The 24,285-nt window shown below is 60.2% G+C and carries 18 protein-coding genes; 10 read left to right on the top strand and 8 right to left on the bottom strand.

Going from position 1 to position 24,285, the window contains the following annotated elements:
* Positions 1-537 precede the first annotated feature (537 nt).
* A complete protein-coding gene (locus LNV08_RS01415) occupies positions 538-804 on the top strand; it encodes a hypothetical protein (protein ID WP_263531870.1) in 267 nt (88 codons plus the stop codon).
* A gap of 373 nt (positions 805-1,177) precedes the next feature.
* On the opposite strand, the gene LNV08_RS01410 is transcribed toward LNV08_RS01415, so the two are convergent.
* The 3 genes from LNV08_RS01410 to LNV08_RS01400 form a co-directional block, all read right to left on the bottom strand.
* Positions 1,178-1,639 (bottom strand): hypothetical protein, encoded by a 462-nt coding sequence (locus tag LNV08_RS01410; protein ID WP_263531869.1) that lies wholly within the window; start codon positions 1,637-1,639, stop codon positions 1,178-1,180.
* A 327-nt stretch (positions 1,640-1,966) separates the two neighbouring features.
* Complete coding sequence (locus LNV08_RS01405; protein WP_263531868.1) at positions 1,967-2,779, bottom strand: hypothetical protein; 813 nt, start codon at positions 2,777-2,779, stop codon at positions 1,967-1,969.
* Between the two features lie 185 nt (positions 2,780-2,964).
* Complete coding sequence (locus tag LNV08_RS01400) at positions 2,965-5,325, bottom strand: hypothetical protein (RefSeq protein WP_263531867.1); 2,361 nt, start codon at positions 5,323-5,325, stop codon at positions 2,965-2,967.
* Positions 5,326-5,967: 642 nt separating this feature from the next.
* Between LNV08_RS01400 and LNV08_RS01395 the strand changes: the two genes are divergently transcribed.
* Entirely contained in the window at positions 5,968-7,122 is a 1,155-nt protein-coding gene (locus tag LNV08_RS01395) for an SGNH/GDSL hydrolase family protein (RefSeq protein WP_263531866.1), read from the top strand.
* A 915-nt stretch (positions 7,123-8,037) separates the two neighbouring features.
* Positions 8,038-8,292: a DUF6538 domain-containing protein gene (locus LNV08_RS23105; RefSeq protein WP_414858661.1), complete on the top strand. Its 255-nt coding sequence runs from the start codon at positions 8,038-8,040 to the stop codon at positions 8,290-8,292.
* A gap of 119 nt (positions 8,293-8,411) precedes the next feature.
* Here LNV08_RS23105 and LNV08_RS01390 read toward each other — a convergent pair whose 3' ends face one another.
* From LNV08_RS01390 to LNV08_RS01380, 3 genes are all read right to left on the bottom strand, one after another.
* Positions 8,412-9,125, bottom strand: coding sequence for a PEP-CTERM sorting domain-containing protein (locus tag LNV08_RS01390; RefSeq protein WP_263531865.1), 714 nt, complete (start codon positions 9,123-9,125; stop codon positions 8,412-8,414).
* A 596-nt stretch (positions 9,126-9,721) separates the two neighbouring features.
* Positions 9,722-10,651, bottom strand: a complete 930-nt coding sequence (locus LNV08_RS01385; protein ID WP_263531864.1) for an alpha/beta hydrolase — start codon at positions 10,649-10,651, stop codon at positions 9,722-9,724.
* Between the two features lie 36 nt (positions 10,652-10,687).
* A complete protein-coding gene (locus tag LNV08_RS01380) occupies positions 10,688-12,142 on the bottom strand; it encodes a cryptochrome/photolyase family protein (RefSeq protein ID WP_263531863.1) in 1,455 nt (484 codons plus the stop codon).
* A gap of 44 nt (positions 12,143-12,186) precedes the next feature.
* Here LNV08_RS01380 and LNV08_RS01375 point away from each other — a divergent pair, with 44 nt between their 5' ends.
* Genes LNV08_RS01375 through LNV08_RS01350 form a run of 6 tightly spaced genes read left to right on the top strand, consistent with a single transcriptional unit; the run spans position 12,187 to position 16,700 of the window.
* Positions 12,187-12,765, top strand: coding sequence for a YqgE/AlgH family protein (locus LNV08_RS01375; protein WP_263531862.1), 579 nt, complete (start codon positions 12,187-12,189; stop codon positions 12,763-12,765).
* On the top strand, positions 12,762-13,166 hold the full coding sequence (ruvX, locus tag LNV08_RS01370; protein WP_263531861.1) for a Holliday junction resolvase RuvX: 405 nt from the start codon (positions 12,762-12,764) through the stop codon (positions 13,164-13,166). The genes LNV08_RS01375 and ruvX overlap by 4 nt, the downstream gene beginning before the upstream one ends.
* Positions 13,163-13,663 (top strand): bifunctional pyr operon transcriptional regulator/uracil phosphoribosyltransferase PyrR, encoded by a 501-nt coding sequence (gene pyrR, locus LNV08_RS01365; RefSeq protein ID WP_263531860.1) that lies wholly within the window; start codon positions 13,163-13,165, stop codon positions 13,661-13,663. The genes ruvX and pyrR overlap by 4 nt, the downstream gene beginning before the upstream one ends.
* 3 nt (positions 13,664-13,666) lie before the next feature.
* Positions 13,667-14,629: an aspartate carbamoyltransferase catalytic subunit gene (locus tag LNV08_RS01360; RefSeq protein ID WP_263531859.1), complete on the top strand. Its 963-nt coding sequence runs from the start codon at positions 13,667-13,669 to the stop codon at positions 14,627-14,629.
* Complete coding sequence (locus LNV08_RS01355) at positions 14,626-15,960, top strand: dihydroorotase (RefSeq protein WP_263531858.1); 1,335 nt, start codon at positions 14,626-14,628, stop codon at positions 15,958-15,960. Before LNV08_RS01360 ends, LNV08_RS01355 begins: the two co-directional genes overlap by 4 nt.
* A complete protein-coding gene (locus LNV08_RS01350) occupies positions 15,960-16,700 on the top strand; it encodes a lysophospholipid acyltransferase family protein (RefSeq protein WP_263531857.1) in 741 nt (246 codons plus the stop codon). The genes LNV08_RS01355 and LNV08_RS01350 overlap by 1 nt, the downstream gene beginning before the upstream one ends.
* Before the next feature lie 22 nt (positions 16,701-16,722).
* On the opposite strand, the gene LNV08_RS01345 is transcribed toward LNV08_RS01350, so the two are convergent.
* Positions 16,723-18,360 carry a response regulator gene (locus tag LNV08_RS01345; protein ID WP_263531856.1) on the bottom strand — a complete coding sequence of 546 codons (1,638 nt, stop codon included), beginning with the start codon at positions 18,358-18,360 and terminating at the stop codon, positions 16,723-16,725.
* Positions 18,361-18,451: 91 nt separating this feature from the next.
* Positions 18,452-20,242: a bifunctional metallophosphatase/5'-nucleotidase gene (locus LNV08_RS01340; RefSeq protein WP_263531855.1), complete on the bottom strand. Its 1,791-nt coding sequence runs from the start codon at positions 20,240-20,242 to the stop codon at positions 18,452-18,454.
* Between the two features lie 673 nt (positions 20,243-20,915).
* Here LNV08_RS01340 and LNV08_RS01335 point away from each other — a divergent pair.
* A complete protein-coding gene (locus LNV08_RS01335; protein WP_318014078.1) occupies positions 20,916-24,152 on the top strand; it encodes a TonB-dependent receptor in 3,237 nt (1,078 codons plus the stop codon).
* The last annotated feature ends 133 nt before the right edge of the window (positions 24,153-24,285 follow it).

Here is a 24,285-nt window from a genome sequence, read left to right as displayed (position 1 = left end):
CGAAGCGCCAGGAACAGCCGGGCCGCCATGATCCAAGATCACATCACACCGTAGGGCTCCCTATCGGCTGATTCCCTCGGTCCTTATAGGGCCAGCTTGGAAGTCCCGGAAAAATTTCCGACCAAGGGCTTGCCCCCGTCGAATCCTGGCTAAGGGGTGCAAGGTGCGAGGGTTAGGACGGGTTCCCACACATGACGTAAGTCCGAGCAGAACATGCGGTCTCTGTGCGGTTGGCGGCACTTAAACATGCGGTTATGCCGAATTGACCATGCGTTCGCCATGCTTTGATACAGCAGTGTCGCCGCGCTGACACTGACCCTGTCGCTGCCATTCGCCGCATCGTCTTCGCAGCCTTGCTTCACCCTGCTCAAGGTGTTGGCGGTTGCGCTCGCATTTGCCGCACGGGCGGAATCGCCGATACGACTCGGAGTGAAGTCAACGCCGTCAAGTCCGGCATCTGGGCACGTTCAAATCCATTGGCAACACGCCCATAAATACTGTATATTTAACCAGTACAAGCCATCCAGCCGGAGCTCAATGATGATCCTGAACCTCACCGATCCCGACAGCATCGTGTCCTGGTGGAAAGTTTTGCCTGAGCGGCATGGGCCGCAGCTTCAAGCCATTGCACGACTGCGCCCTCAGTTCGCCTTGCCGATCAGAGCTGCCTGGCGACGCATCAAGGCTGATCCAGAACTTCGGCCACTGCTGGCAGAAAGCAGGAGCGTTGCAAATGAGATCTTGGCCGCAGCCCCCACCCGGCACTACAAAGACGATCCAGCCGATGCCCTGCTAGCAGCATAAAGAAAAGCGATCCCCGGGATCGAGCAAAGTCACAGGAAGCTCATGCTATGAAACAAGTCGAGTTCTGGTATTGGCTGATGCGCAACCCAGTCACCTGCAAGATTGGCCTCTCGAACTGTCGCCTTACTGAAGCCGAGGCACTGAGACGCGATCCAGAGGCGTCTCGGGTGGAGGGGTCTTGCCAGGTCCGTGTCCTTCCGCGGCATCCCGATGATTGGCTGCCCAAATTTGGGCGCCACACCCCAACAGGACCAAGCATCAGATGTGACCGACAGAGAGGGACCGAAACGGTCGGGCTGAAACTTCGGGCGGCCCCGATAGCGCGCTGATCAGGTGGTGGGCGTTTGACCGAGCCCGGCCGGCCCATTCATTTTCAGCAAGGCGTCTTGATGCACTGTTGCTTGGGCTGGTTCTGCGCCAGATTTTGCAAGGACGTGGCGGGCAGCATCGGCAGCATGAACATGCCAAAAACCGGGATGGTCAGCACAGCAGCGGCCGGCATGATCATACTGATTTGGCTGCGTGCCGCTTCATTGATGCGCACGGTGATGTCGCCGTGGCGCGGCGCATTGTTGGCCATGGCCAGCAGGGCCTGCAAAGTCGGCAGTTGGCGAGAATAGTCTTCCATCTCTACGTGCTGCGTGTTAACCGTGCCGGCCATCAAAGGCCCAAGCAAGGCCTCGCCAAAACCGCCGTGAACTTGCGAGAGAGCAGCATCGTCAAGCGCTTCGCCGGTGAACTGATGGGCTTGAGCCGAGCCGACCGAGGCCAGCGCTGAGAAGACGGTCAAGGCAACAAAACGGGCTGCATGGCGAGTGAAATTGGCTGAGTTCATCAAGTCTCTCCTGGGTCTGCAGGTGCGTTTTGCACCGTTGACTCAGTGTCGGCTAGAGCACTGTAAATACGGGTGCTTACCCGCGTAACAAGCTGTATCAAGCGTGTTGCAGAACACATGCGCGCAGCCTTTCTAGGCTCCGAATGAAGCCCACGCTAGGCCCTGCAGACTCATATGTATCGAGCCTGCCCCATGAGTCTTCGGCAGGTCACTTTTCGCTGTGCTGCTTGGTGTGCCCATAGCGGGCATCCAGAATGCCTACCTCTAAGTCAAGAATGCAGCGGTTGCTGGGCGTCATGGGCGCGCCACGCAGAACTTAGCACCAACCTATCGCTTTTCTGTCAGCGTAAGTACACCCCGTCCGTGCGGCAGTACTGTTGGCTGGGTGCAGCTTGCAGTGTCGCAAACCAGAGTCCAACTGAAGAGCCTCGGACTCTGACCCCGCAAGCATTTGGTCATAAAGGAAATGCGGTACTCATCTCGAGATTTGATAATCTCAGCCGCAACCGGTTCATCGCTGAGCACACCGCGAGTTCCGCAGGCGTCATTCAGTTGTCGGCCGTCATATGAAATCATTCCGCGCATCGTGCCAAGCTTGTCCAACTTGTCAATTTTCACAGCGACGTCTCCACCGTATTTGGTACCCGAACTAGAGTTCAAAAAGATCCAGTCTCCTACAAGTTCATATGGCTTGAAGTTCTCCAAGTCGGCTTGGGATGGAGTTCGAAGGTCTTGCTCTCGTAGTCGGGAGATTAGTACGTCCTTTACGGCGCCGTTCTTGAGAGTGAAGGTGCCGGTGAACGTACCGTCGGGCTGCTCCGTAGCTTCAATAATAGTGGCGGCCTGAGTTACTAGGTGCAACTGACGTACGACTCCTAGGCGAATCATCTTTGCTTCTATGGCGCTCTGCTTGCCGGATGACATGCCGTACCTCACAGCCAGCAGTGCGGCTGTCTCGGTTGGCGCGACCTCGGAAATGATCAGTGTTCGCGTGGCTTGCTCGCCGGCGACGGAGACCAGCCAAGACCCGATGAGAGGAGCCTCATTTGGCGGCGACGGGATCTGAGCCAGTGATGAGCCGGAGTGCCACGCTAGTAGAGCGGCGGTGGTGAAGTAAAGCCAAAGACGCAGCAAATTCATAGCTCACTCCGAGGGGTGGCTGGTCACGCCAACCATGTTACCGGGCGACAGTTTTGTCGGCAATTGCCCGCAAACTGCCTCCCTAAATCAGCAGCAACAGAATGGGCGGAACCCACTTGAATATTTACTTTGACCTCATTGGCATAGTTAGATCTGCAAAGATCTGTGCTCGCCGGAAAGATTGATTAAGGTAAGCGTATCCTCATGATTGCTGAATTGTTCGTGACGACCAAAGAGTTGCTACTCGGGTCGTAGGCCAGCCCGGCTACATCGCCGATGCTTCCAGGCATGGATCCGAGATGGGTTTCATTTATGCCGTAGACCCCAACGACCGTATCGACTCGGCCTTCTAAGATGCGACGGACACGAGTCGTTCCCACGTCCCCAATATAGATGGCGCCGTCCTTGCCCATTGTCATGCTGTAGATGGCCCCAAATCGGGCTTCACCGGCCGGCCCATCCGCCGATCCGGTTTCACGCCACTTGCCCGCGAGAACGGTTGCCTTGCCGGTTGAATTGAGTCGGAAGATCGCGCCGGCTCCCTCAGCGATCACTGTCCCGTCATCGAGCGCAATCAAGTTGCTAACGACGGAGTTTCCGATTTGAATGTCGGAGAACCTTTCGATCACGCCATTTCTGTAGCGGCTGACGTAACCGTTGTCATCACCGAAGAAGATCTCGCCGCCGCCATTAATGCTGATCGCACCATGGACAGGAAGGTCCCTGGCCAAGGTTTCGAGGAGAGTGCCGGTCTCATTGAATCGTTGAACGATACCTGGCAGCTTGCTCGCCACGAGACTCCCATCGCCGCGAAAGGCAATGGGGCAGTAGCTGTCGTGATCGGACGAGATAAGTTTGGAAATCTCACCCGTCTTCGAGAGCAGCATGACGTTCGCGTTGCTTGAGAAGACGATTTCACCACCGCTGTTCACAACAGGACATCTTGGGTAGCTAATCGTAGCTGTTATCGCAGGGCCGACGGTCGTCTGGAAGGGGCTGCGCTGGCCAGCATAGAGTTGGATCGTGTCGCTGGCAACAGACAGGCGCCGAATATTGTGATTGCCAGTATCGCTGATCAAGAGGTCTCCGCCAGGAAGCTGGATGAGCCCATAGGGTTGAGCGAAAGTGCTTGACGCAACGCTTCCATCACTGTCGCCGAGACCCGCATTGACTCGCAATTGCAACTGGCTGCCCTCATAGATCAAGACATGATTGCAAATGGCGACGGCCATTCGGCCGTCCGTCATCGGGACAATGTCAGTAGGCGCATTGGGACCCTGGTAACCGCAGGCGTCAGCCATAAGGCGGGACTGCGGTATCACCAAGCTCACGACGCCGGTTTCGATCTTTCTCACGCCGTTTTGGTCGCCGACGTAAAGTTCGCCTTTGGTGCTCACCTTGATCGTGCTAGGTTCGTTGAACAGGGCGTCTTTCAGCGCGCCGTTTGTGTTGCCTCGCTGGCCCGCTGCGCCGCCGATTGTCGAAAGGACGTTGGCCGCGTCTAGCTTGCGGATCGTGTGATTACCCGTGTCCGCGATATAGGCTGTTCCACCGGCGTCGATGGCAATGCCATTCGCGTTTAGACGCGAAGTACCAACGGGACCGTCCACTGTGCCTGTTTGACCTGCCGCGCCCGCCACGATGGTCGTGATGCCAGAGGATGAAATCTTCAGTACAACATGGTTGACCGGGTCCGCCACAAATAGGCTACCGTCTGGGTGTTGGGATAGGCCTGTGTAGCAGCGCCGGTTGTTGATGCCGTCGGCTCCAACACCGGCGAAGCGCGGCCCACCGACTAAAGTGCTGACTTGACCACCTGTCGAGATCCTTCGCACGCTCCCATAGGAGTCAAACCAGCCAGTGCAGCCATCGGCCACAAGCACATCGCCATTCAGGGCGAGAGTCATGCCCCGTGGAGAATGAAAACTTGCACTCATCATGCTACCGTCTGCACTGCCGGGCGAATTTGTGCTGCCGGCTACTCCATCAAACGGGCGCTTGCCCGCCGGAGCAATTGCAGTCGTGAATTGGGCGCCGAGGGTAATGCTGCGGCCAAGTGCGTCTTTCAGAGTACCGGAGATGGAGTAGGTCTGGCTTTCTAGCAGGCGCGCAGCAGGAACGAACTTGATGCTTTTGGCATCTACTGCGGCGACTTTCCCAGCGATTGGCAAAGAGCCTGCAGTGACCGTGATCCCCGAGGGGAGGGTACTGCTGCTGTCCAGCACGCTGTCAGTGGTGACGACGATCCCAGAAAATCCATCGACTGCAATCGAGGATTCGCCATTGGCAGGGCTGACGGCCAAAATCTTGGCTGGGGCGCAGCCTGAGTTGGCGAGATCGGTCGAACTTCCTGTCGAGACTTGTCCATTTGGGCAGGTCACGGTAATGGATGGAGTTGGGGTAACCGGTGTAGGGGAGTAGGATCCTCCACCGCCACCGCCACCGCCACCGCCGCAACCAAGCAGTGAAGCAGCAGCCAAGGCCAAAAGGCACGCACAGCCTAGCCCCGTTTGATCAGATTTGTTTTCAGCTCTATCAAAGCTCATCACTTAACCCCCTGAACAAAGGTTGTGCGTTATTTCCCCCAAAGAGTAGACGGCAACGGTTCGCCCGGTGTCAATGGGGAATATCCTGGCCTCACCCTGCAAGTAACTGCCCATTCATATTGACCGAATCGCGCGCTTCACAAAATTCGGTGTCTGCGTGCATCGAGCCTCAAACGCTGAATGTCCGTTTCGAGGCAAGCAATTTGCCGATATGAGTTTCAGCTTTGGGCACGGTGCTGGCGCCCACTCTGCGCATCCGAATGACAAGAACTTGTTGGGAGCGGAGGGTCGCGCCATCGCCAGTAAGCCGCCGTTGAAGAGGACGGTCGGCGAACCGAACGTCAGCTATCAAGCGATTGTTCGAACTGTCGGCCTGGCGCAGGCCGACAGTTCGAGGGCACTGACTGCTTGGTAACTCAGTGCCCATATTCGCCTCGTCACGCACGGCCTGAAAGAGGAATGAGGGTCAAGTCCTGCCACCCCGCCTAGGCCATGCATTGGGCCGTGTTCAGCCCTTGGCGCCCCGCCCGAGAAAAAGTTTGCAGGCAGGCCCAGCCTTGGCAAGGCTGGGCGCCAGAATCGGGGTGCGTGTCTCCATACACCTCTCCCTCATCCCGCCTCGCTATACATGGGCTCGTTCGCATGAAGCTTCACTCTTTGATCACTGGTTTGGCCTGTGCCTTCGTTCCGACCTACGCCATCAGCAGCACCAGCATCTCGGCGCTTGCCCCAGAGAAGTTGGATCCGAATTTTTCGATCAGCCAGCCTGGCAGTGACTTGAGTTGGTACTCGGCCCTGCAACTCAGGCGCAGCAGCGCCGGTTGGCCCGTCAAAGAACTGGCCAAGCCCTGGGATCGCCTGCCGGCGCGGGCAGAGCGAATCGTGCGGCCAGAAGTCTGGAGCTTGAGCCGCCACAGCGCCGGTATCGAAATCAACTTCTCCACCGATGCCAGCGAAATCGGCGCGCGCTGGACCCTGCTCAACCCCGGCTTGGCGATGGATCACATGCCCGCCACGGGGATGAGCGGGCTGGACCTTTATGTGCGCCACGAGGGGCGCTGGCAGTGGTTGGGCGTGGGCCGCCCGACCGAGAGCCCGACCAATCTCGTCAAACTGGCCAGCGTGCCGGCCGGTGGCGGCATGCGTGACTATCGCTTGTATCTGCCGCTGTACAACGGCATTGAAGACCTGCAGATTGGCGTGCCCGCGGGCGCCAAGCTAGCGGCCATGGCGCCACTTAGCACTCAATCGGTTGTGGTGTACGGCACGTCGATCACGCAGGGTGGTTGTGCTTCTCGCCCTGGCATGGCCTACACCGCTATTCTGGGGCGCAAATTCGATCTGCCCGTCATCAACCTGGGCTTCTCGGGCAATGGCAATGCCGAGATGGTTGCGGCGGACTTGATCTCAGAACTGAACCCGAGCGTGTTCATCCTGGACCCCTTGCCGAACATGACGCCGCAGCAAATTGCCGAACGCATCAAGCCTTTTGTGGCCCGTCTGCGTGCCCGGCACCCACGCACGCCCATCATTTTGCTCGGCAATATCAGCTATCAGCACGCGGGCCTGGGGCCAATGAACCAAACGGGCCATGCCTTAAAGAACGCCGTCTTGGCTCCCATCGTCGCGGCTTTGATGGCCAAGGACGAACGCATCTTCTTCGTGCCTGGAGAGTCCTTGCTAGGTCAAGACGGTGAGGCCACGGTCGATGGCACCCACCCCAACGACTTGGGTTTTTTGCGCATGGCCGAAGCCATCAGCCCAAGTTTGAAGAAGGCACTTGCCCTTGCGCCCTAGCAGGCTCGAATGTCGGCAGCGAATGAGGTCTAAGGTCTGTTCTGCCCGAGGGTATGAGGTTCAGGCCATCAGTTTTGTTAACTACGACGGTTTATGGCCGGGAGCGGGAGCCCTATCATCTCCAGTAAGCTGCCTTTGACCAAAACAGTCAACTAATCCTCGGTCTCGGCTCCGCATTCTTGGTCTTCGTACCCCTCTCTTGGGGGGCTATCGACATCACATCGGGTCGCATCATGGACCGTCAAAGTAAAGCCCTCACCCGGTTGTTTCGGCCGCCAGTGACACCAGCCTTGAGCTCCAGCCAACACTTCAACCCTGGTCTGACTGAAGATCTGCAAAAGATCGGGCTTTGCCGTTACCGCCACGCCATCCAGGTTCAAATCCGGAATCATTGACCTCCCCCGCCGCCCCGTTATCAACGCCTGCCGGGTCAGTCCCAGGGCTCTTCGCGCCAACTATATTGACTCAATACTGCAGCCATATGCATGGTCTGAGATTTGGCGCTAGGTGGCGCTCGGCTGCACGCCCCTCGGGACAAGCACCCAGGACGCGCCGACTGTTGCGGCTGCGTGCATCGAGGTTCTCAACTGCAGCAAGCACGACGCCCACTTGATTAGATTCCCTGCCTGGGAATCTAACCCGTTGCAGCGAATTGCCCTCGCTCCGTACTTTTTGGAAACGGCGCCTCCGGCGTTGAGAGAAAGGGACTCCACTACGAATAGGTGGTACGACGAAGCGCCGCCAAACAGCGCTACTGAGGTACCATCCGCCCAGGAATCAACGGCTTGCGAGCCCCGTCAACTATGGGTTCGATTCCCATCACCCGCTCCACATCTCTATAAGTGATTGATCCAATTCTGGATTTTCACTTTTCCCCCTCCTGCTACGTCACCCTGCTACAAAGCGGAGTGATAAATGGACGGCTTGTTTAGACGTGGAGCAAAGTGGTACGCCCGGCTCGTAATTTCTCATGAATTCAGAGCCACGCTGGGTAAAACCGAGTTCGTAGCCAGTACGCGATGCCATGACCAATCTATGGCGAAGGTCGTCGCCAGCAACTTATTGGCAGGTTGGCGTCGACGGCTCGCTGACTTGCATGGAATTCACACAAAATCGATGGAATCAAAGCGACTGGTTGGGGGCCATCCGGCGCTGAGCGGGAACGGTTAATCACAGATTCCCCCGCATAGAAATCCGCTGAAAAGACAGCGCATTAACAGGCGTCAGGCCGGGATGGGCCAGAAACGACAAAACCCGCGGAAGCGGGTTCTTTGCGTTGCGGGGAGGGATTAGGCGCTCTTGCGACGACGCGCCACAAAGCCAACAGCGGCGAGGCCGGCGAGCATCAGTGCATAGGTTTCGGGTTCGGGGACGGCCATGGCGGAACCAATCTTTCCGTCGTGCACAGCCAGAGCGTAATAGGTCTCGAACTTGGCGTCGACGTTCTGTTCGCCGGTGTGGGTATCGAAGTACCACGCGTAGAACGAATTCGGCGCGTACTCCGTACCGGACCAGTAGAAGTTAGGCTGCAAGTTCTTGAAATCACCCGTATTGGTCAGGCCCCTGTGATCGTCGGGGCGGCCTTTATTCCCAAGAGTTTGATAGAACAAATGCGCCATCTCACTGCCGGTGGCCACACTGCTGTCAGGCTTGTTGCCGCAGTCGGTGCCGCCAATGGAAGAAAAATCGCAACCGGGCACGCCCGTGTCCACGGTGGTGGGCAAGCGCCAACCGGTGATATCGAAGCGAGTCTGACCAACCCACGCCTTGGCATCTGCCCAATTCATGGTGTTCAAGGAACCTGCTGCGAGCCAAGTGATGTTGAGATCCTTGTCGAAGAAGGCCTCCGGGCCATTGGCGAAATTCCCGTCCAAGTCCCGGCCTTGCAGAGTCGTCTGCCAGGTGCCCTGCCCTGACACGCCAACGGCCATTGCATTGCCTGCACCTATTGCCAGCGCGGCAAGGATCAGTGCCGCGCCGATCAGTGATTGTTGGTTCTTCATGTTGTTCCTTAACGAATCTTGCAGTTCGCGAACGCGATAACTGCAATCAATAGTTGATGATGTTAGTGCTGAACGATTCGCGTCTGACCTACTGCATGGCCGGGGCTCTTGCTGCAACAGGAGGCATTTGACCAATAGCACTCTCAAGCCAGAATCCCCGGAGTCGGGGGGGCGAGCGGGGAGATCAGCGAATGGCGTGAACCAATTCACACGATTGAACGGGATCTGCCCGACACGGCAAACGCATTGGCCCCCGTTGTGGTCTGGCAGTGCTGATGCGCCCGCCAATATGCAGTGGCAGACCGTTGACGAGGCGAAGGCCAAGGAACGGCAAGAGGTTGCCCATTGCCGGACGCTCAGGCAATCCGGCAAGCATTGATCGAGGCACCAGAGCAACACTTACTAATTCTTCGCTACCATCACTCGCGCCATGATCCTGGCAGAAATCTGGGGTGGCGTGATAAAAGTGGGGGAACAAACAGGGGAACAAATCAAAGTCGAATCGACACAGCACCAGCATTCATGCGGGTTACAGTCGTTTATTGGCTTCCCATCAGCTTCATTCCTCTAGCGCTCAAACGCTCCAAAGCTGCGGCTCAAGGCTTGCGCAACAAGAACTCCAGCGGAATTTCTAGCCTCTCGGCCCAAGCCTTCTCGTTGTGACCGCTGCCGTCAAAAACGCGTGTTTCGAAATTGACGCCGTCCACATAGCCGCGTTCTCGCGCCAGATCGTTCACCATCACCTGATAGGGCGCATACAGCGCGTCCAGCTCGGTCGTGCCGTGATCTTGGTAGAGCCGGTGGGTTTCGGGCGCGGCCAAATGGGCGCGCAGGTAGTTGTAGCCCGCCAGAGGAATCGCAGCGTTGGGCTTGTGTTGCCCGATCCAGTGGGTAGACAAGCCGGCTGCGCCGCCGAAGACTTGCGGGTATTCGTTCATGGCGTAGACCGAGATCTGCCCGCCCATGCTGGAGCCCATCAAAAAGCTGCTGGCAGCCTCAGGTCGCGTGGCGTACCGGGCATCAATCGCGGGCTTGAGCTCTTCAACGATGAAGCGCAAATAGGCATCGGACTGCGGCTTGTTCTGTAGCGCGGCCTGGAGCAAACGCTCGCGCTGCGGCTGTGGCATCAGCGGCAAAAACTTCTGCGGGAAATACTCGCTGTGACGGTACTTGCCGTTGTTCCAAATACCGACGATCAAAGTATCCGGAATGCGCCCCGCTGCGACCAGGCGAGCCACGCTCAGGTGCACATCCCAGGCTTGCTGGTTCCAGCTCTTGCTGGCATCGAACAGCATCTGCCCGTCGTGCATGTACAGCACCTGATAGCGTTTGCCCGCAGAGTAGCCTTCGGGCAGCCAGACGTCTACATGGCGCGCGTCCACCCATTTCGAGGAGAAATTGGCCAAGCGCTCAATACGGCCGACGTTCACCTCTGGCAGCGCCTGGGCATCTGAAGTGCCTGCAGCCTCAACAGCGCCCGCCGCCATGCTCATCGCGGCCAGCACATGCTTGAAATCAGTCATCATGAATGGCCTTTTGGGTCGACTTGTGAATGGGTGCGCTCATTGCGCGCTCTTGACCACCGCGTAGCGCGCCAAGGTGGCCTGCCGCGCTTCATCATGATTGACGATGGGCAGCGGGTAGTCTTGCCCCAAGTTCACACCGCAAGCTTGGACCGCCAAAGGCTTGGCGGCCCAAGGTGCGTGGATCAACTTCGGCGGTAGCTTGGCCAGTTGCGGCAAGTAGCGTTTGATGAACTTGCCCTCGGCATCAAACTTCTCGCTCTGCGTGACCGGGTTGAAAATGCGGAAATAGGGCTGCGCGTCGCAGCCGCTGGAAGACGCCCATTGCCAGCCGCCGTTGTTGGCGGCAAGGTCGAAGTCCAACAACTTCTCGGCAAAATAGGCCTCGCCCCGGCGCCAGTCCAGCCCCAGATCCTTGATCAGGAAGCAAGCGCCGACCATGCGCAAGCGATTGTGCATATAGCCGGTTTGATTGAGCTGCAGCATCGCCGCGTCAACCAAGGGATATCCAGTCGCTCCGGTACACCAGGCTCCAAACAGTCGGTCCGCATCCGCGCCGGTCTCCCAGCGGATCGCGTCATAGGCCGGCCGGAAAGCGCTGTGCATCGCATGCGGGTGGTGATGCATGATCTGGTGATAAAAATCGCGCCAGATCAGCTCCGACAGCCACACCTCGGCGCCGTGCTGTCCGGCCTGCATGCGCTGCCAGGCTTCGCTTGCCAGCTGCCGAATCGACACGGTGCCAAAGCGCAGGTGCACGCTCAAGTAACTCGGCCCTTTGACGGCAGGAAAGTTGCGGCTGTCGTCATAGCGGTCAATGCGCTGCAAAAAATCATCGAGCAGCTCTTGCGCCCCGGCGCTGCCCACACCCAGATGCGGGCTTAAATTGGTGGCCTCAAAGCCAATCTCGGCCAAGCTCGGCACACCTCGCCTCAATGGGCTGGAGGCCAAAGCATCGGCATAAGGCAGCACCGGATAGGCGCGCAGATAAAAAGGTTCAAGCTTGCGCAGCCACGCATTTTTGTAGGGCGTAAACACGCTATACGGCTTGCCCACCGCCGTCAGCACCTCGCTGCGCTCGAAGACGACGTGATCCTTGAAGCTCTTGAATTGGCAGCCAAAGCTGGCGAGGCGCTCGCCCACCAGCGCGTCCCGGGCGAGCGCAGCCGGCTCATCGTCATGATTGCAAAAGACTGCCTGAACCTGCAGTTCGGCGGCCAGCTGAGGCAGCACATCCTTGGCCGAGCCATGACGCACGATCAGGCCAGCGCCTGGCTTAAGCGCACCCAGATCGGCATCCAGCGCGCCCAGCGCGGCCCAGATGAACGCCACCCGGCGATCGCTGCGGGGCAGCTCACTGAGGATGTCGCTGTCGAACACAAAGACGCAAAACACCTGCTCGGCCGACTTCAAAGCGTGGTGCAAAGCGGCCTGATCGCTGGCGCGCAGATCGCGCCTGAACCAGATCAGCGCGCGTTTGAATGTCTTTTCCATGCGCCTAGTGTCGCCGGTCGCTGGCGGGCGAATAAAATGCCTGCATGTCGCAAACCCGGATCGTCCTCACCAATCAATTTTTGATCGCCATGCCCGGCATGCTTGATGAAGGCTTCAAAGGTGCCGTGATCTTCATCTGCGAGCACAACGAGAACGGCGCCCTGGGCCTGGTGATCAACCGGCCCATGGCCATGACGCTGGGCAATCTGTTCGAGAAGGTCGACCTCAGCCCACCCAAGGACACACTGGCCGACAGGCCGGTTTTTTACGGTGGCCCGGTGCAGCCCGAGCGCGGCTTCGTGCTGCATGCGCCGCTGGACGCGGCAGGCAACCATTACAACGCCACCATGATCGTGCCCGGCGGCTTGGAGATGACGACCAGCCGCGATGTGCTGGAGGCGCTGTCCAACGGAGCCGGCCCCAAACGGGTCTTTGTCACGCTGGGCTATAGCGGCTGGGCGGCGGGTCAGCTGGAAGAAGAAATCGGCCGCAATGGCTGGCTGACCGTTGAAGCGACGCAAGAGATTATTTTCGACACGCCAGTTGAGTTGCGTTACGAGCGCGCTTTGGGCTTGCTCGGCGTCGACCCCCGCATGCTGAGCCAAGAGGCCGGCCACGCATGATCACGACGGCGAGCTCCGCACAATCTCTGCTGGCCTTTGATTTCGGCACCAAACGCGTCGGCGTTGCCAACGGCAGCCGTTTTACCGGCCGGGGCGAGCCGCTCAAAGCGATTGCCTTGGAGGGCGAGCCGCGCTTTTTGGCGATCGCCAAGCTGATCAAGGAATGGCAGCCCGATGCGCTGGTGATAGGCGTGCCCTTCCACCCCGACGGTGCCGAGCACGAGATCACTCAGCGCGCGCGCCGCTTTGGCCGGCAGCTGAAGGGCCGCTTCAAGCTGCCGGTGTTTGAGGTCGATGAGCGCTACACCAGCGTCGAGGCCGAGAGTTACGGCGTGCGCGATGTCGACTCCACCGCCGCTGCCTTGATTCTTGAACAATTTTTCCGTGAAAGCACTGCATGAGCACACTCCTACTTGATGCCGAGGCGATCTACGCAGATCTGCTGCAGGGCGTGCGCAAACTGATGCGCCAGGACAGCGCGCTGGTCGGCATCTGGTCCGGCGGCGCCTGGTTGGCCGAGCGCTTGCAGGCCGATCTGGGCCTGGCCGGCAGCGCCGGCGTGATCTCCAGCTCGCTGCATCGCGACGACTTCGGCTCGCGCGGCATGTCCGCCAGCGCCGACCATACCAAGCTGCCGTTTGACGTCAGCGGCCGACATATCGTGCTGATTGACGATGTGCTGTTCACCGGTCGCACCACCCGCGCGGTGATCAACGAGCTGTTCGACTTTGGCCGCCCGGCCAGCGTGACGCTGGCGGTGCTGGTGGACCGCGGCGGGCGAGAGCTGCCGATCGAGCCTGCGTTTTCCGCCGCCCGCATCCATCTCGCGGCCGAGCAACGGCTGCGCCTGGCGAAAGACGACGATGGCCGCTTCAGCTTTGACCTCAAAGGAGATTGACCTATGCTCTCCAAGCGCAACCCCCAACTGAATAAGCACGGCGAGCTGGTCCACCTGCTTTCCATCGAAGGCCTGCCGCAGGCCAATATCCACCAGATTCTGGACACCGCCGGCAGCTTTTTGTCGGTCAATGACCGCGAGGTCAAAAAAGTGCCACTGCTGCGCGGCAAGTCTGTGTTCAATCTGTTCTTCGAGAACAGCACGCGCACCCGCACGACTTTTGAGATCGCCGCCAAGCGGCTGTCGGCCGACGTCTTGAACCTGGACATCGCACGCAGCTCGACGGCCAAGGGCGAGACCTTGCTCGACACCGTGGCCAATCTGTCGGCCATGCACGCCGATATGTTTGTGGTGCGCCACAGCGAGAGCGGTGCGCCCTACCTGATCGCCCAGCATTGCGCGCCGCATGTGCATGTGGTCAACGCCGGTGACGGCCGCCACGCGCACCCGACGCAGGGTCTGCTGGACATGTACACGATCCGGCATTTCAAAAAAGACTTCCGCAATCTGACGGTGGCCATCGTCGGCGACATCGTGCATTCGCGCGTCGCCCGCTCGGACATCCATGCGCTGAACATCCTCGGCGTGCCCGAGATTCGCGCGGTTGGACCCAAGACTTTGGTGCCCGGCGACCTGAGGGAGATGGGCGTCAGGGTCTGCCATGAAATGGCCGAGGGCGTGCGCGGTGCCGATGTGATCATCATGCTGCGCCTGCAAAACGAACGCATGAATGGCGGCATGCTGCCCAGCGCCGGTGAGTTCTTCAAGAACTTCGGCCTGACGCCGGAGAAGCTGGCGCTGGCCAAGCCCGACGCAATCGTGATGCACCCGGGGCCAATCAACCGCGGCGTGGAAATCTCGTCCACGGTGGCCGACGGCGCACAAAGCGTGATCCTGCCGCAAGTGACCTTCGGCATCGCGGTGCGCATGGCCGTGATGTCCATACTCGCTGGAAACGAAGCATGAAGATTTTGATCAAGGGTGGTCGCCTGATAGACCCCGCCTCGGGCCTGGACCGCATCGGCGATCTGGCGATCGCCAATGGCCGCATTGTGAGCTTGGGTGAGCCTAGCGACTTCGCCGCCGAGCGCATCATCGACGCGAGCGGCCTGATCGTCGCACCCGGCTTGGTCGATTTGGCTGCACGCCTGCGCGAGCCCGGCCATGAGCACGAAGGCATGCTGGACAGCGAGCTGGCTGCGGCCGCGGCAGGTGGCGTCACCAGCCTGGTCTGCCCGCCCGACACCGAGCCGGTGCTGGACGAGCCGGGCCTGGTGGAGATGCTGAAGTTCCGAGCCCGCAAGCTGAGCCGCTGCCGGCTGTTTCCGCTCGGCGCACTAACCCAGGGTTTGAGCGGGCAAGCCTTGACCGAGATGGCCGAGCTGACCGAGGCCGGCTGCATCGGCTTCTCGCAGGCCGAAGTGCCTGTGCGCGACACCCTGGTGCTGGCCCGCGCCCTGCTCTATGCCGCCACTTATGACTACCAGGTCTGGTTGCGCCCACAAGACGCGTACCTGGGCGGCGGCGTCGCGGCCAGTGGCGCGATGGCGACAAGGCTTGGCCTGAGCGGCGTGCCGGTGATGGCCGAGACCGTCGCCCTGCACACGATTTTTGAGCTGATGCGCTCGACCGGCGCGCGCGTGCACCTGTGCCGGATTTCGAGCGCGGCCGGCGTCGAGCTGGTACGCGCGGCCAAGCGCGAAGGCCTGAAGCTGACGGCCGATGTGTCGATCAACTCGCTGCACCTGACCGATGTGGATATCGGTTACTTCAACCCCGCCATGCGCTTGACGCCGCCGCTGCGCCAAGGCCGTGACCGCGACGCGTTGCGCGCCGGCTTGGCCGACGGGACGCTGGACGCCTTGGTCAGCGACCATATGCCAGTCACCGCCGACGAAAAGAATGTGCCCTTTGCCGAAGCGACGCCCGGCGCCACCGGCCTGGAGCTGCTCTTGAGCCTGGCCTTGCGCTGGGCTGCCGATGAGGGCTTGGGCGTGGCGCGGGCCTTGGAGGTCGTGACCGCCAAGCCGGTGCAAGTCTTGGGTGCGGCGCTGGGCTCGCTGGGTGCCAGCGCCGGCCGCTTGGTGGCCGGCGGTGTGGCCGATGTTTGCGTGTTCGACCCGGCTGCCAGCTGGGCCGTCACGCCCGAGAAGTTGAGCAGCCAAGGCAAACACTCACCGTTTGCGTTTGAAACCAGCGGCTTCGAGTTGCCGGCACAGGTGCGATACACCTTGGTGGCGGGGCATATCGCATTTGAAAATGCGCTGCAAGCAAGTCAAGAGGCGGCCGGCGCCTGATGCGACATCTGTTAGCGGTTTACCGGCTGCTCCGTTTCAGCCTGCATGTGCTGTGGGGCCTGGCGCTGATCAAGCTGCGCTTTGGCGGCTTGGATGCTGCGGCCCGGCAGGCGCATATCAAGCGCTGGTCCGCCAAGATGCTGCGCATTTTTGGAGTTAGCCTGGAGGTATCAGGTCTTGCCGCAAGACCTGGCGCCAAGCTCCTGGTCGCCAATCACATTTCCTGGCTGGACATTGCCGCTGTACATGCGGTGATCCCAGAAGCGCGTTTTGTCTCCAAGGCCGACGTCAAGCATTGGCCGGTTGTGGGCCTCTTGGTGGCGGGCGTGGGCACGCTCTTCATCGAGCGGGCCAGCAAGCGCGACGCGCTGCGGGTGGTGCACCAGACGGCCGAGGCGCTCAAGACTGGCGACACAGTGGCGGTCTTCCCCGAGGGCACAACCAGCGCAGGGCCCGAGCTCCTGCCATTCCACGGCAATTTGCTGCAAGCAGCCATCTCAACCGAAACGCCGATTCAGCCTTTGCTGCTGCGCTGGTTCGAGCCGAGCGAGCGTTTCAGCTCTTCCGCCCGCTTCATTGGTGACACCACACTGCTGCAAAGCCTTTGGAGCGTGTTGACCGCCAAGGGCCTGGGCGTCAAGGTTGAGGTGCTGCCGGCGATGGCCACAGCACATGCCGACCGGCGCTTGCTGGCCGAACATGTGCGGGATGAGATTCAGCAGGCTTTGAATCGAAGCTGAGCCAGCATCTGCTGATGCGCCCTCATTCGCTTCGCTCAACGATGCGACGACCGCCGTCCACATAGCGCTGCTGCAAATCGCCCAGGCTCTCGCTCATACGCTGCGCGACCTCATCCGTCAGATGCCGGCCATGGTGGCTCAAGGTGGCCTGCGCCAGCTTGATGATGCGCGCATTCAAGCTGCGTCCGGCCAATTCCAACAAGGCCTCCAAGGTACGTTGGTGCTGCTTGCTGACCAGGTGCGTCATGGCGTCACGGGCGGCTTCGTTGATGGCGCCGGCCGCATTGCGCACCACCGTTTCCAGCGAAGGCAGCTGCCCAGTCGCCATTTCCAGCAAGCGTGTTCTTGGCTTGGAGATCGCAAAGCGCTGCGCCGCCAGCTCGGCCCAACGCATCGCACCCGGCACGCGCTGATTACGGGCGCAGCGGGCCAAGAGTTGCAATAGATTGCAAGCCATCTCGAAGCTGAACTCGGTCTGATCGAGTTGTGCGGCCATCTGCCCCAAGCCGGCCAGACTCGCCTCTTGGCGGCGCGACAACATATCCATCGCGGTCTCCAAGGCCATGGACAGCATTTGCAAGCGAAAGCTGTAGGTCGGATAGCGGGCGATGGCGTCCTGCAGGCATTGCTGCGCGCGGGCGCAACCCTCTTCATCACCGATGTCCAGGCAAGCGATGCCCAGCGCCACCACGCCTTGAAAATCAAGCGCACGCGAATGCAAGCCAATGGTCAGCGCCGCCCCCAAATGCCGAGCCGCACTCTCGCTGTCCCCGAGGAAAAGCTGCAATGAGCCCAGTTTTTGCAGCCGCGCCACATTGCCTGGCGTGATCTGCACCGCCTTGGCCAGCATATCGACAGCGGCCTCGAACTTCATTTCCTCCAGCAAGGCACGGCCGTAGACATCGTAGGCGTCCACATAGGCCGGGTTGTCGGCCAGCAGGGTTTCCAGGGTCCGGCAGGCGGTCGCCGAGTCCGCGTTGGCAAGCTCGATTTTCGCCAGACCCAAGCGCGCCCAGGGCACGGCCTTGGTCGCCAGCAAGGCCTCGAACATGCGCTTTGCGGCGTCGATTTGGCCCAGGCGCAGGTACAGCTCGGACCCTATCCGCGCGGCATAGACACGGTAGGTCGCGCTGGCCGCGAACATGGCCTCGCACAGGCTGGCGGCCTGACCAAACTCGCCCGCATCGATGGCGGCGAAGACCTCACGCAAGGCATATTTGCGCTCAAGAATCACCCGCAAACGTTCATCAAATTGCCGTGCGTTGAAGGGCTTGAGCAGATAGTCATCGAGCGCGCCTTCGACCGCATCGGCCACATGCTGGTAGCGCGCCTCGTCGGTCACCATGATGAAGGCGGTTTGCATCGGCAGGCCGCGCGCCTGGCGCAGCTCGTCGAGCAAATCTTGGCCGGTCAAATCATGCGAGCTTTGCGGCGTGAAATGAAAGTCGGTGATGATGATGTCGTAGGCGGGCGAGGCATTCTTGATCATGCTGCGTGCGGATTCCGGCCGGCGCGCGGAGTGCACGGTCGGCACACCCATATCTCGCAGCATATTGCTGAGCACCGAGCGCGACAGCTCGCCCTCATCAATGATCAAGGCCTTCATCCGGCTTGGATCCAAGCCGCCGGACAAGCCATGCAGCCGCTTGCTCTCCAACATCCCACCCCTTGCGATGACGCCCCACGGCACAGCCGCTAGCGTAACGCTTGTTTCAGGGCTTGAAGGCCCGAGCGGCCATATAAGCAGCCGCCTATTCGCGGCGGATGCGGCCTGGCGCGATGTTCATGACTGCGTCGGGATTTTCCGTCAGCAACTCGATCATGGCGTCAATATCGACACCCACACTGACCCGCTCCGTGCCTTGGCGCAGCACGCTCTGCCCATCGCCGCCCTCGGCCATGAAGTTATTCACCACCAGGCGGTACTTGCGCTGATCATCCAGCGGCAGCCCGCCCAGGCTGACCGCGCCAAGCTGCGCAACTCCATCGGCGCCGATGCGGTATTGATAGCGCAAGCTGCTGGACACCTGCAGCAGGCGCGGCGGCCCGTCACCCTTGGGCAGTTGCCGCTGCAAAAGCTCGCGCAACTGCGCGCCGCTGACTGTCATCACCACCAACTCGTTCGCGAAAGGTTGAATTGCGAACAAATCGCTCATGGTTGCCGGCCGGCCGGGCTCGACAGTCAGATCGGCTCGGATACCGCCGGTGTTCATCAAGGCCAGATCGGCGGGCCCGCGCTTCTTGGCGTAGGTCAGTTGGGAGTCAGCAATCAAATTGCCCAGCGTCGAATCCCCAAAAGGCGCTTGCACGCTGCGCTGCGCGCCCTGCTTCAAATCGGCCACCGGCTTGTTGCGCACGGCTGCCGTCAAGGCGGCCGCCCGCTGCACCAAGGCCACAAAAGCCGGGTTGGGCGTGTAGACCGACTGCAAGACCGGGTGATTCACCGCCTGCGCGTCCAGTACCTTGCCGCTGGCATCCAAGGTCAGGCGACTCTCCGTCACCCAGCCTCCATAACTGCCAGCCTGCACGAGCAAGCGTCCATTGATCTTGCAGGTATAGGCTTGATGGGTGTGGCCGCTGATGATGATGGCGTAAGCCGGGTCGAGCCGGCGGGCAATGTCCACACCGCGCCCTTGCAGGCCCGGGCATTCATAGCTCGGGTCATTGGCCGCGCCGTTGAAACTCGCACCTTCATGCATCACGGCGACCAAAATCTGTGCGCCCTCGGCCCGCAATTGGGGCAGCAAGGCGTTGAGCGTGTCTGCCTCGTCCGCAAAGCGCAGGCCGACGATGGATTTCGGAATCACCACCATCGGCGTGTCGCGCGTCACCGCGCCCACGAAAGCGACCTTGAAGCCGGCTACTTCCTTGATGATGTGCGTGCCCAGCACTGGCTTGCCGGTCTGCGCATCCAACATATTGGCCGCCAGATAAGGGAAGCCGGGGCCTTTGTACTCAGGCCAAGCACAGCCAAGCGCTGGGCACTCGCCATTGGCCTTGCGCTTGAGCTCCATCAGGCCGGCGTCCAGCTCATGATTGCCTAAAGCGCTGGCGACCAAGTCAAGCTCGCCTAAAGCAGCCAGACTCGGCTCGTCCTTGAGCAAAGCGGAATAAAGCGGCGAAGCGCCGATCAAGTCGCCCGCGGCCACGAAGACCGAGTGTTCTCGGCCGCTGCGCAGCTTGCTCATCGCCGACGCCAAGTAAGCAATACCACCGGCCGCTTGGGGCTTAAGCTCGCCGGTCTGCGCGTCGGGCAAGCGCGGCATCAGGGGCGTTGGTGACTTGGGCTGGATATGGCCGTGAAAGTCATTGATCGAAAAGATACTCAGCTCGCGCGGCGAAGCGCTGGCGTCAAGCTTCGATGCCGACTTTGCTGCCCCGGTCTCCCCAGGCTCGGCCTGCCTGGGCAAGACGCTCGTACAAGCCGCCAGCATCGCGGCGACCGCCAGGGCGGCCAGCGCAATCAAGGTGGATCTCGCGCCGCCCTGGTTTGAGGCTCGCGCGCATGAATGCGTCGGGCTGGTGGAATGAATGGACGGCATCAGGACGGACTCCAGAAAGCGGAAATTGACAGAGCGAAAATTGGAAAAGCGAAAAAGCGAAAATCGGCAGGCTGAACGGGTTCAGGGCGGCGGATCTTAACGCCGGCCGGACTCCGCACTCGAGCGCCACGCGCAGGAACAAGGACAAGGCCCTGACCTGCATCCCCTGTCGCACTGACGCTACAAAATCCAAATCCATCCACAACTGTCACAGAGCATGCATATTGGGCCGGCACACTGACGCCCGTATTTTGTGGATTTCGGTTTGTATGCGTGTGGCGTTTTTTACGCCTATCGCGGCCGCTTGATGCGCAAGCGGCTTGGTGAGTTCCGATTGGAGTCAGCAGTCCAATCGGCATCCAATGGCAGCAACAGGCACAAAACTTGCTGGAATCGGCTTGCGCAAACGTTTACTACTTCCGCTGCCTGCGTTTTAGCAGCATCTGATCTGGCAGGCACAAGACCCGGGTTTTGGCAAGGCGGGCTTTCTTCAATGTGGCGGGAGCGCGCATTTGAAAAGCAAGTAAACGTTTGCGCACTGCTCCGGTGTACAGTTTTATCAATGGATTTTTTCGCGTATTTGCGGTTTTTTTAGGAGTTTTCGATGAGCAACAGGGCTTGGTCAGAGTTTTCCCGGACGGCGGTCTGCGTCGCCATATCCACGATTGCCATCGTGGCAACAGCGCCAGCCATGGCGCAAAACACCAGCTCAGCCGTCAGCGGCCGCGTTACGACAGCAGAAGGTAAACCGGTCGCCGGCGCAAACGTTGTCATCGCGCACCAAGAGTCCGGCTCGGTCAACAATTTAGTCACCGATGCCGATGGCCGCTACTCGGTCCGCGGCCTGCGCGTGGGTGGCCCCTACACCATCACCGTGATCAAAGGCGATGACAAGGTCGTCCGCGAAGCGATCTATCTGCAACTGGCCGAAAACCAAGCCATTGACCTGACGCTGGGCGCCCAGCAGCTGAGCACCGTGGTGGTCGCCGGCACAGCCGCTTCCAGCCGCTTCAACTCGGCCTCCATGGGTGCCGGCACCAGCATCGGCCGCAAAGAACTGGAGGCTCAAGCTTCGATCGCGCGCAATCTGCAGGACTATGCCCGCTCCGACCCACGCGTGGCACAGACGGACAAAGAGCGCGGTGAAATCTCGGCCCTGGGCCAGAACACCCGCTTCAACTCGCTGACCATCGACGGCGTGCGCACCAACGACACCTTCGGTTTGGAAGCCAACAATATGCCGACGGCCAAGCAGCCGATCTCGATCGATGCGATCCAGGCGGTGCAGGTCAACATCTCTAACTACGATGTCACGCAGCAGGGTTACACCGGCGCCAACATCAATGCGGTCACCAAGTCCGGCACCAACGAGTTCAAGGGCAGCGTCTATTACGTCTACCGTGATGACAATATGGCCGGCAAGCGCTATGACCGCGTCAAGGACACCTTCTTTGACCCGCCAACCTTCAAGGAAGACACCAAGGGCTTCACGCTCGGTGGCCCCATCATCAAGGACACGCTGTTCTTCTTCGGCAGCTATGAAGAGCTGAAGAGCACCCGCGCCGCGCCGGCCTATGGCCCGGTAGGCAGTGCCATGACCAATGTGGGCATCACGCCCGCACAGATCGCAGCGGCTCAAAAGGTGGCCAAGGACACCTACGGCATCGATATCGGCAGCTCCGACATCCCGGCCGGCACCGAGCTGGCGGTCAAGGACTATTTGCTGAAGCTGGACTGGAATATCAACGCCCAGCACCGCGCCAGCCTGCGTTACGCCAAGACCGAGCAAGCCGAGCCGACTTTTGCCGGCTTCGGCTCGACGGCGCTGTCGATGAGCAGCTACTGGTGGAGCCAGAAGAAGGAGATCGAGACCGTCGTCGGCCAATGGTTCGCCGACTGGACGCCGGACTTCTCGACCGAGTTCAAACTGTCCAACCGCAAGTACGACAGCACGCCGACCAATAACGCGAATCTTCCGCAGATCGCACTGGTCTACCCGGGCGATCCAAAGGCCGGCGGCATCTACCAAAACGATCGCACGCTGTTCTTCGGTACCGAGAACAGCCGCCATTTCAACGAGTTGCACACCAAGACGCTGGACGCCTATCTGGCCGGCAACTGGGTCAAGGGCGACCATGAAATGAAGTTCGGCGGCGACTACTCGTCCAACGACACTTTTAACGCCTTCTTGCAAAACACCAAGGGTACTTACAGCTTCCGAGGCACCGATCCGGCTGCTTTGTGGAGTGCCGGTGTGCCCTCGTCCTACAGCGTGCAGCTGCCTTTGAACGGCAACACGATCGACAGCGGCGCAGCCAACTGGACGCTGCAAAACATCGGTCTGTTCGCACAGGACACCTGGACGGTCACCGATCAGCTGACCGTCACCGGCGGCGTGCGCTTGGACATGGCCAAGACTGGCGACAGCCCGCTGTTCAATCAGGCCGCGTTGACCAAGTTTGGCTATGACAACCGCCAGACCATCGACGGGCAAACCCTGTTCCAGCCCCGTGTGGGCTTCAACTACGCCTTTGCCGGCCTAGAGAAGAAGAAGGCACAACTGCGCGGCGGCTTCGGCTTGTTCCAGGGTGCGGCGGCCAATGTCTGGCTGTCCAACCCCTTCTCGAACACCGGCATGGCGACGGCCAGCTTCAGCTGCGGCGCGACCACCGTGCCTTGCAACACGGTCAAGTTCAATGCCGACCCGGCCAAGCAGCAAGAGATCAACGGTGTGCCACCGGCGGCCAATATCGACTTCATCTCCAGCGAGTTGAAGCAGCCTTCGGTCTGGAAGATGAACCTGGCCCTGGACACCGAACTGCCTTGGGCTGGCCTGGTGGCTGGCGCCGAGTGGCTGCACACCAAGACGCAAGATGCCATTTTCTACAAGCATCTGAATCTGGGTGCGCCAAGTGCCGTCAAGGGTGTCGATGGCCGCGAGCTGTATTACGACGCCAAGGGCTTGAGCACCGGCTGCTGGACGGCCGGAGGTTCCACCGTGACGACCGGTTGCGGCGCTAACGCCAAGGCTTTGCGTGACACCAAGTGGGGCAATGTCTTGCTGGCCGAACGCACATCGCAAGGCGGCGGCGACGCCCTGACCTTGAGCTTGTCGCAGCAGAATCTGGGCTGGGGCTGGCAGGCTGCCTACACCCGCACCAACGCCAAGGAAGTCAGCCCGCTGACCTCCTCGACCTCGGGCTCAAACTACTCCAACCGTGCGGTCTTCAATCCGAACGAAGAAGTCAACTCGACCTCTTCGTCCCTGATCAAAGACCGTTTCAACGGCTCCTTGAACTGGTCGCAGGCCCTGGTTGGCAAGTACCGCACGACCTTCGGCGTTTTCTACGAAGGCCGTGCCGGCAAGCCCTACAGCTGGACCTTCAAGAACGATATGAACGGCGACGGCTACAGCGGCAATGATCTGATGTACATCCCCAAGGCCCCGGGTTCGGGTGAGGTGCTGTTCCGCCTGCCTGGCCAAACCGTGGCCGCGTCCGGCGCTGCTGCCGAAGCCAAGTTCTGGGAAGTTGTGGACAGCAATTCGGACCTCAGCTCGGCCAAGGGCGGCGTGATCGGCCGCAACACCGCCAAGTCCAAGTTCGCCAATACCTTTGACTTGCGCCTGAGCCAGGAAGTGCCTGGTTTCTTCGGCAACCAGAAGGGTGTGTTCACCGTCGACATGCTCAACTTCGGCAATATGCTGAACAAGAAGTGGGGCCATATCGACGAGATCCCCTTCACTGCCGGTGGCGGAGCAGGCGGCAATCGTCGCGGTTTCGTGAACTTCGCCGGTATGGAAAACGGCAAGTATGTCTACAGCGTTCTCAACGTCGACGACTACGAAACTCGCCAGACCAAGGGCGAGTCGCAGTGGGCGGTTCAAGTCACGCTGCGCTACGAGTTCTGAGGTCGCACACGAGTACCGGAAGGTACTCGTGGCTACCGAAGGCCCAGGCGCGATACAAGCGACTGGGCTAACGCAGCAAGTAAGCCACCATCCAGGTGGCTAGCGCACATGAAAGAGGCCCCTCGCGGGACCT

Source organism: Paucibacter sp. TC2R-5 (genome assembly GCF_025717605.1).
GTDB lineage: Bacteria > Pseudomonadota > Gammaproteobacteria > Burkholderiales > Burkholderiaceae_C > Paucibacter_A > Paucibacter_A albus.
Note: the sequence above shows the minus strand (reverse complement) of the source record. Positions and strands in the feature narration are given on the sequence as shown.

Coding starts and splice junctions, on each gene's coding strand:
- LNV08_RS01405 (WP_263531868.1), bottom strand. CDS start 2,779: ATGAATTTGCTGCGTCTTTGGCTTTACTTCACCACCGCCGCTCTACTA.
- ruvX (WP_263531861.1), top strand. CDS start 12,762: ATGATCACGACGGCGAGCTCCGCACAATCTCTGCTGGCCTTTGATTTC.
- LNV08_RS01340 (WP_263531855.1), bottom strand. CDS start 20,242: ATGCCGTCCATTCATTCCACCAGCCCGACGCATTCATGCGCGCGAGCC.
- LNV08_RS01345 (WP_263531856.1), bottom strand. CDS start 18,360: ATGTTGGAGAGCAAGCGGCTGCATGGCTTGTCCGGCGGCTTGGATCCA.
- LNV08_RS01400 (WP_263531867.1), bottom strand. CDS start 5,325: ATGAGCTTTGATAGAGCTGAAAACAAATCTGATCAAACGGGGCTAGGC.
- LNV08_RS01385 (WP_263531864.1), bottom strand. CDS start 10,651: ATGATGACTGATTTCAAGCATGTGCTGGCCGCGATGAGCATGGCGGCG.
- LNV08_RS01360 (WP_263531859.1), top strand. CDS start 13,667: ATGCTCTCCAAGCGCAACCCCCAACTGAATAAGCACGGCGAGCTGGTC.
- LNV08_RS01415 (WP_263531870.1), top strand. CDS start 538: ATGATGATCCTGAACCTCACCGATCCCGACAGCATCGTGTCCTGGTGG.
- LNV08_RS01355 (WP_263531858.1), top strand. CDS start 14,626: ATGAAGATTTTGATCAAGGGTGGTCGCCTGATAGACCCCGCCTCGGGC.
- pyrR (WP_263531860.1), top strand. CDS start 13,163: ATGAGCACACTCCTACTTGATGCCGAGGCGATCTACGCAGATCTGCTG.
- LNV08_RS23105 (WP_414858661.1), top strand. CDS start 8,038: ATGGACGGCTTGTTTAGACGTGGAGCAAAGTGGTACGCCCGGCTCGTA.
- LNV08_RS01380 (WP_263531863.1), bottom strand. CDS start 12,142: ATGGAAAAGACATTCAAACGCGCGCTGATCTGGTTCAGGCGCGATCTG.
- LNV08_RS01350 (WP_263531857.1), top strand. CDS start 15,960: ATGCGACATCTGTTAGCGGTTTACCGGCTGCTCCGTTTCAGCCTGCAT.
- LNV08_RS01395 (WP_263531866.1), top strand. CDS start 5,968: ATGAAGCTTCACTCTTTGATCACTGGTTTGGCCTGTGCCTTCGTTCCG.
- LNV08_RS01375 (WP_263531862.1), top strand. CDS start 12,187: ATGTCGCAAACCCGGATCGTCCTCACCAATCAATTTTTGATCGCCATG.
- LNV08_RS01410 (WP_263531869.1), bottom strand. CDS start 1,639: ATGAACTCAGCCAATTTCACTCGCCATGCAGCCCGTTTTGTTGCCTTG.
- LNV08_RS01390 (WP_263531865.1), bottom strand. CDS start 9,125: ATGAAGAACCAACAATCACTGATCGGCGCGGCACTGATCCTTGCCGCG.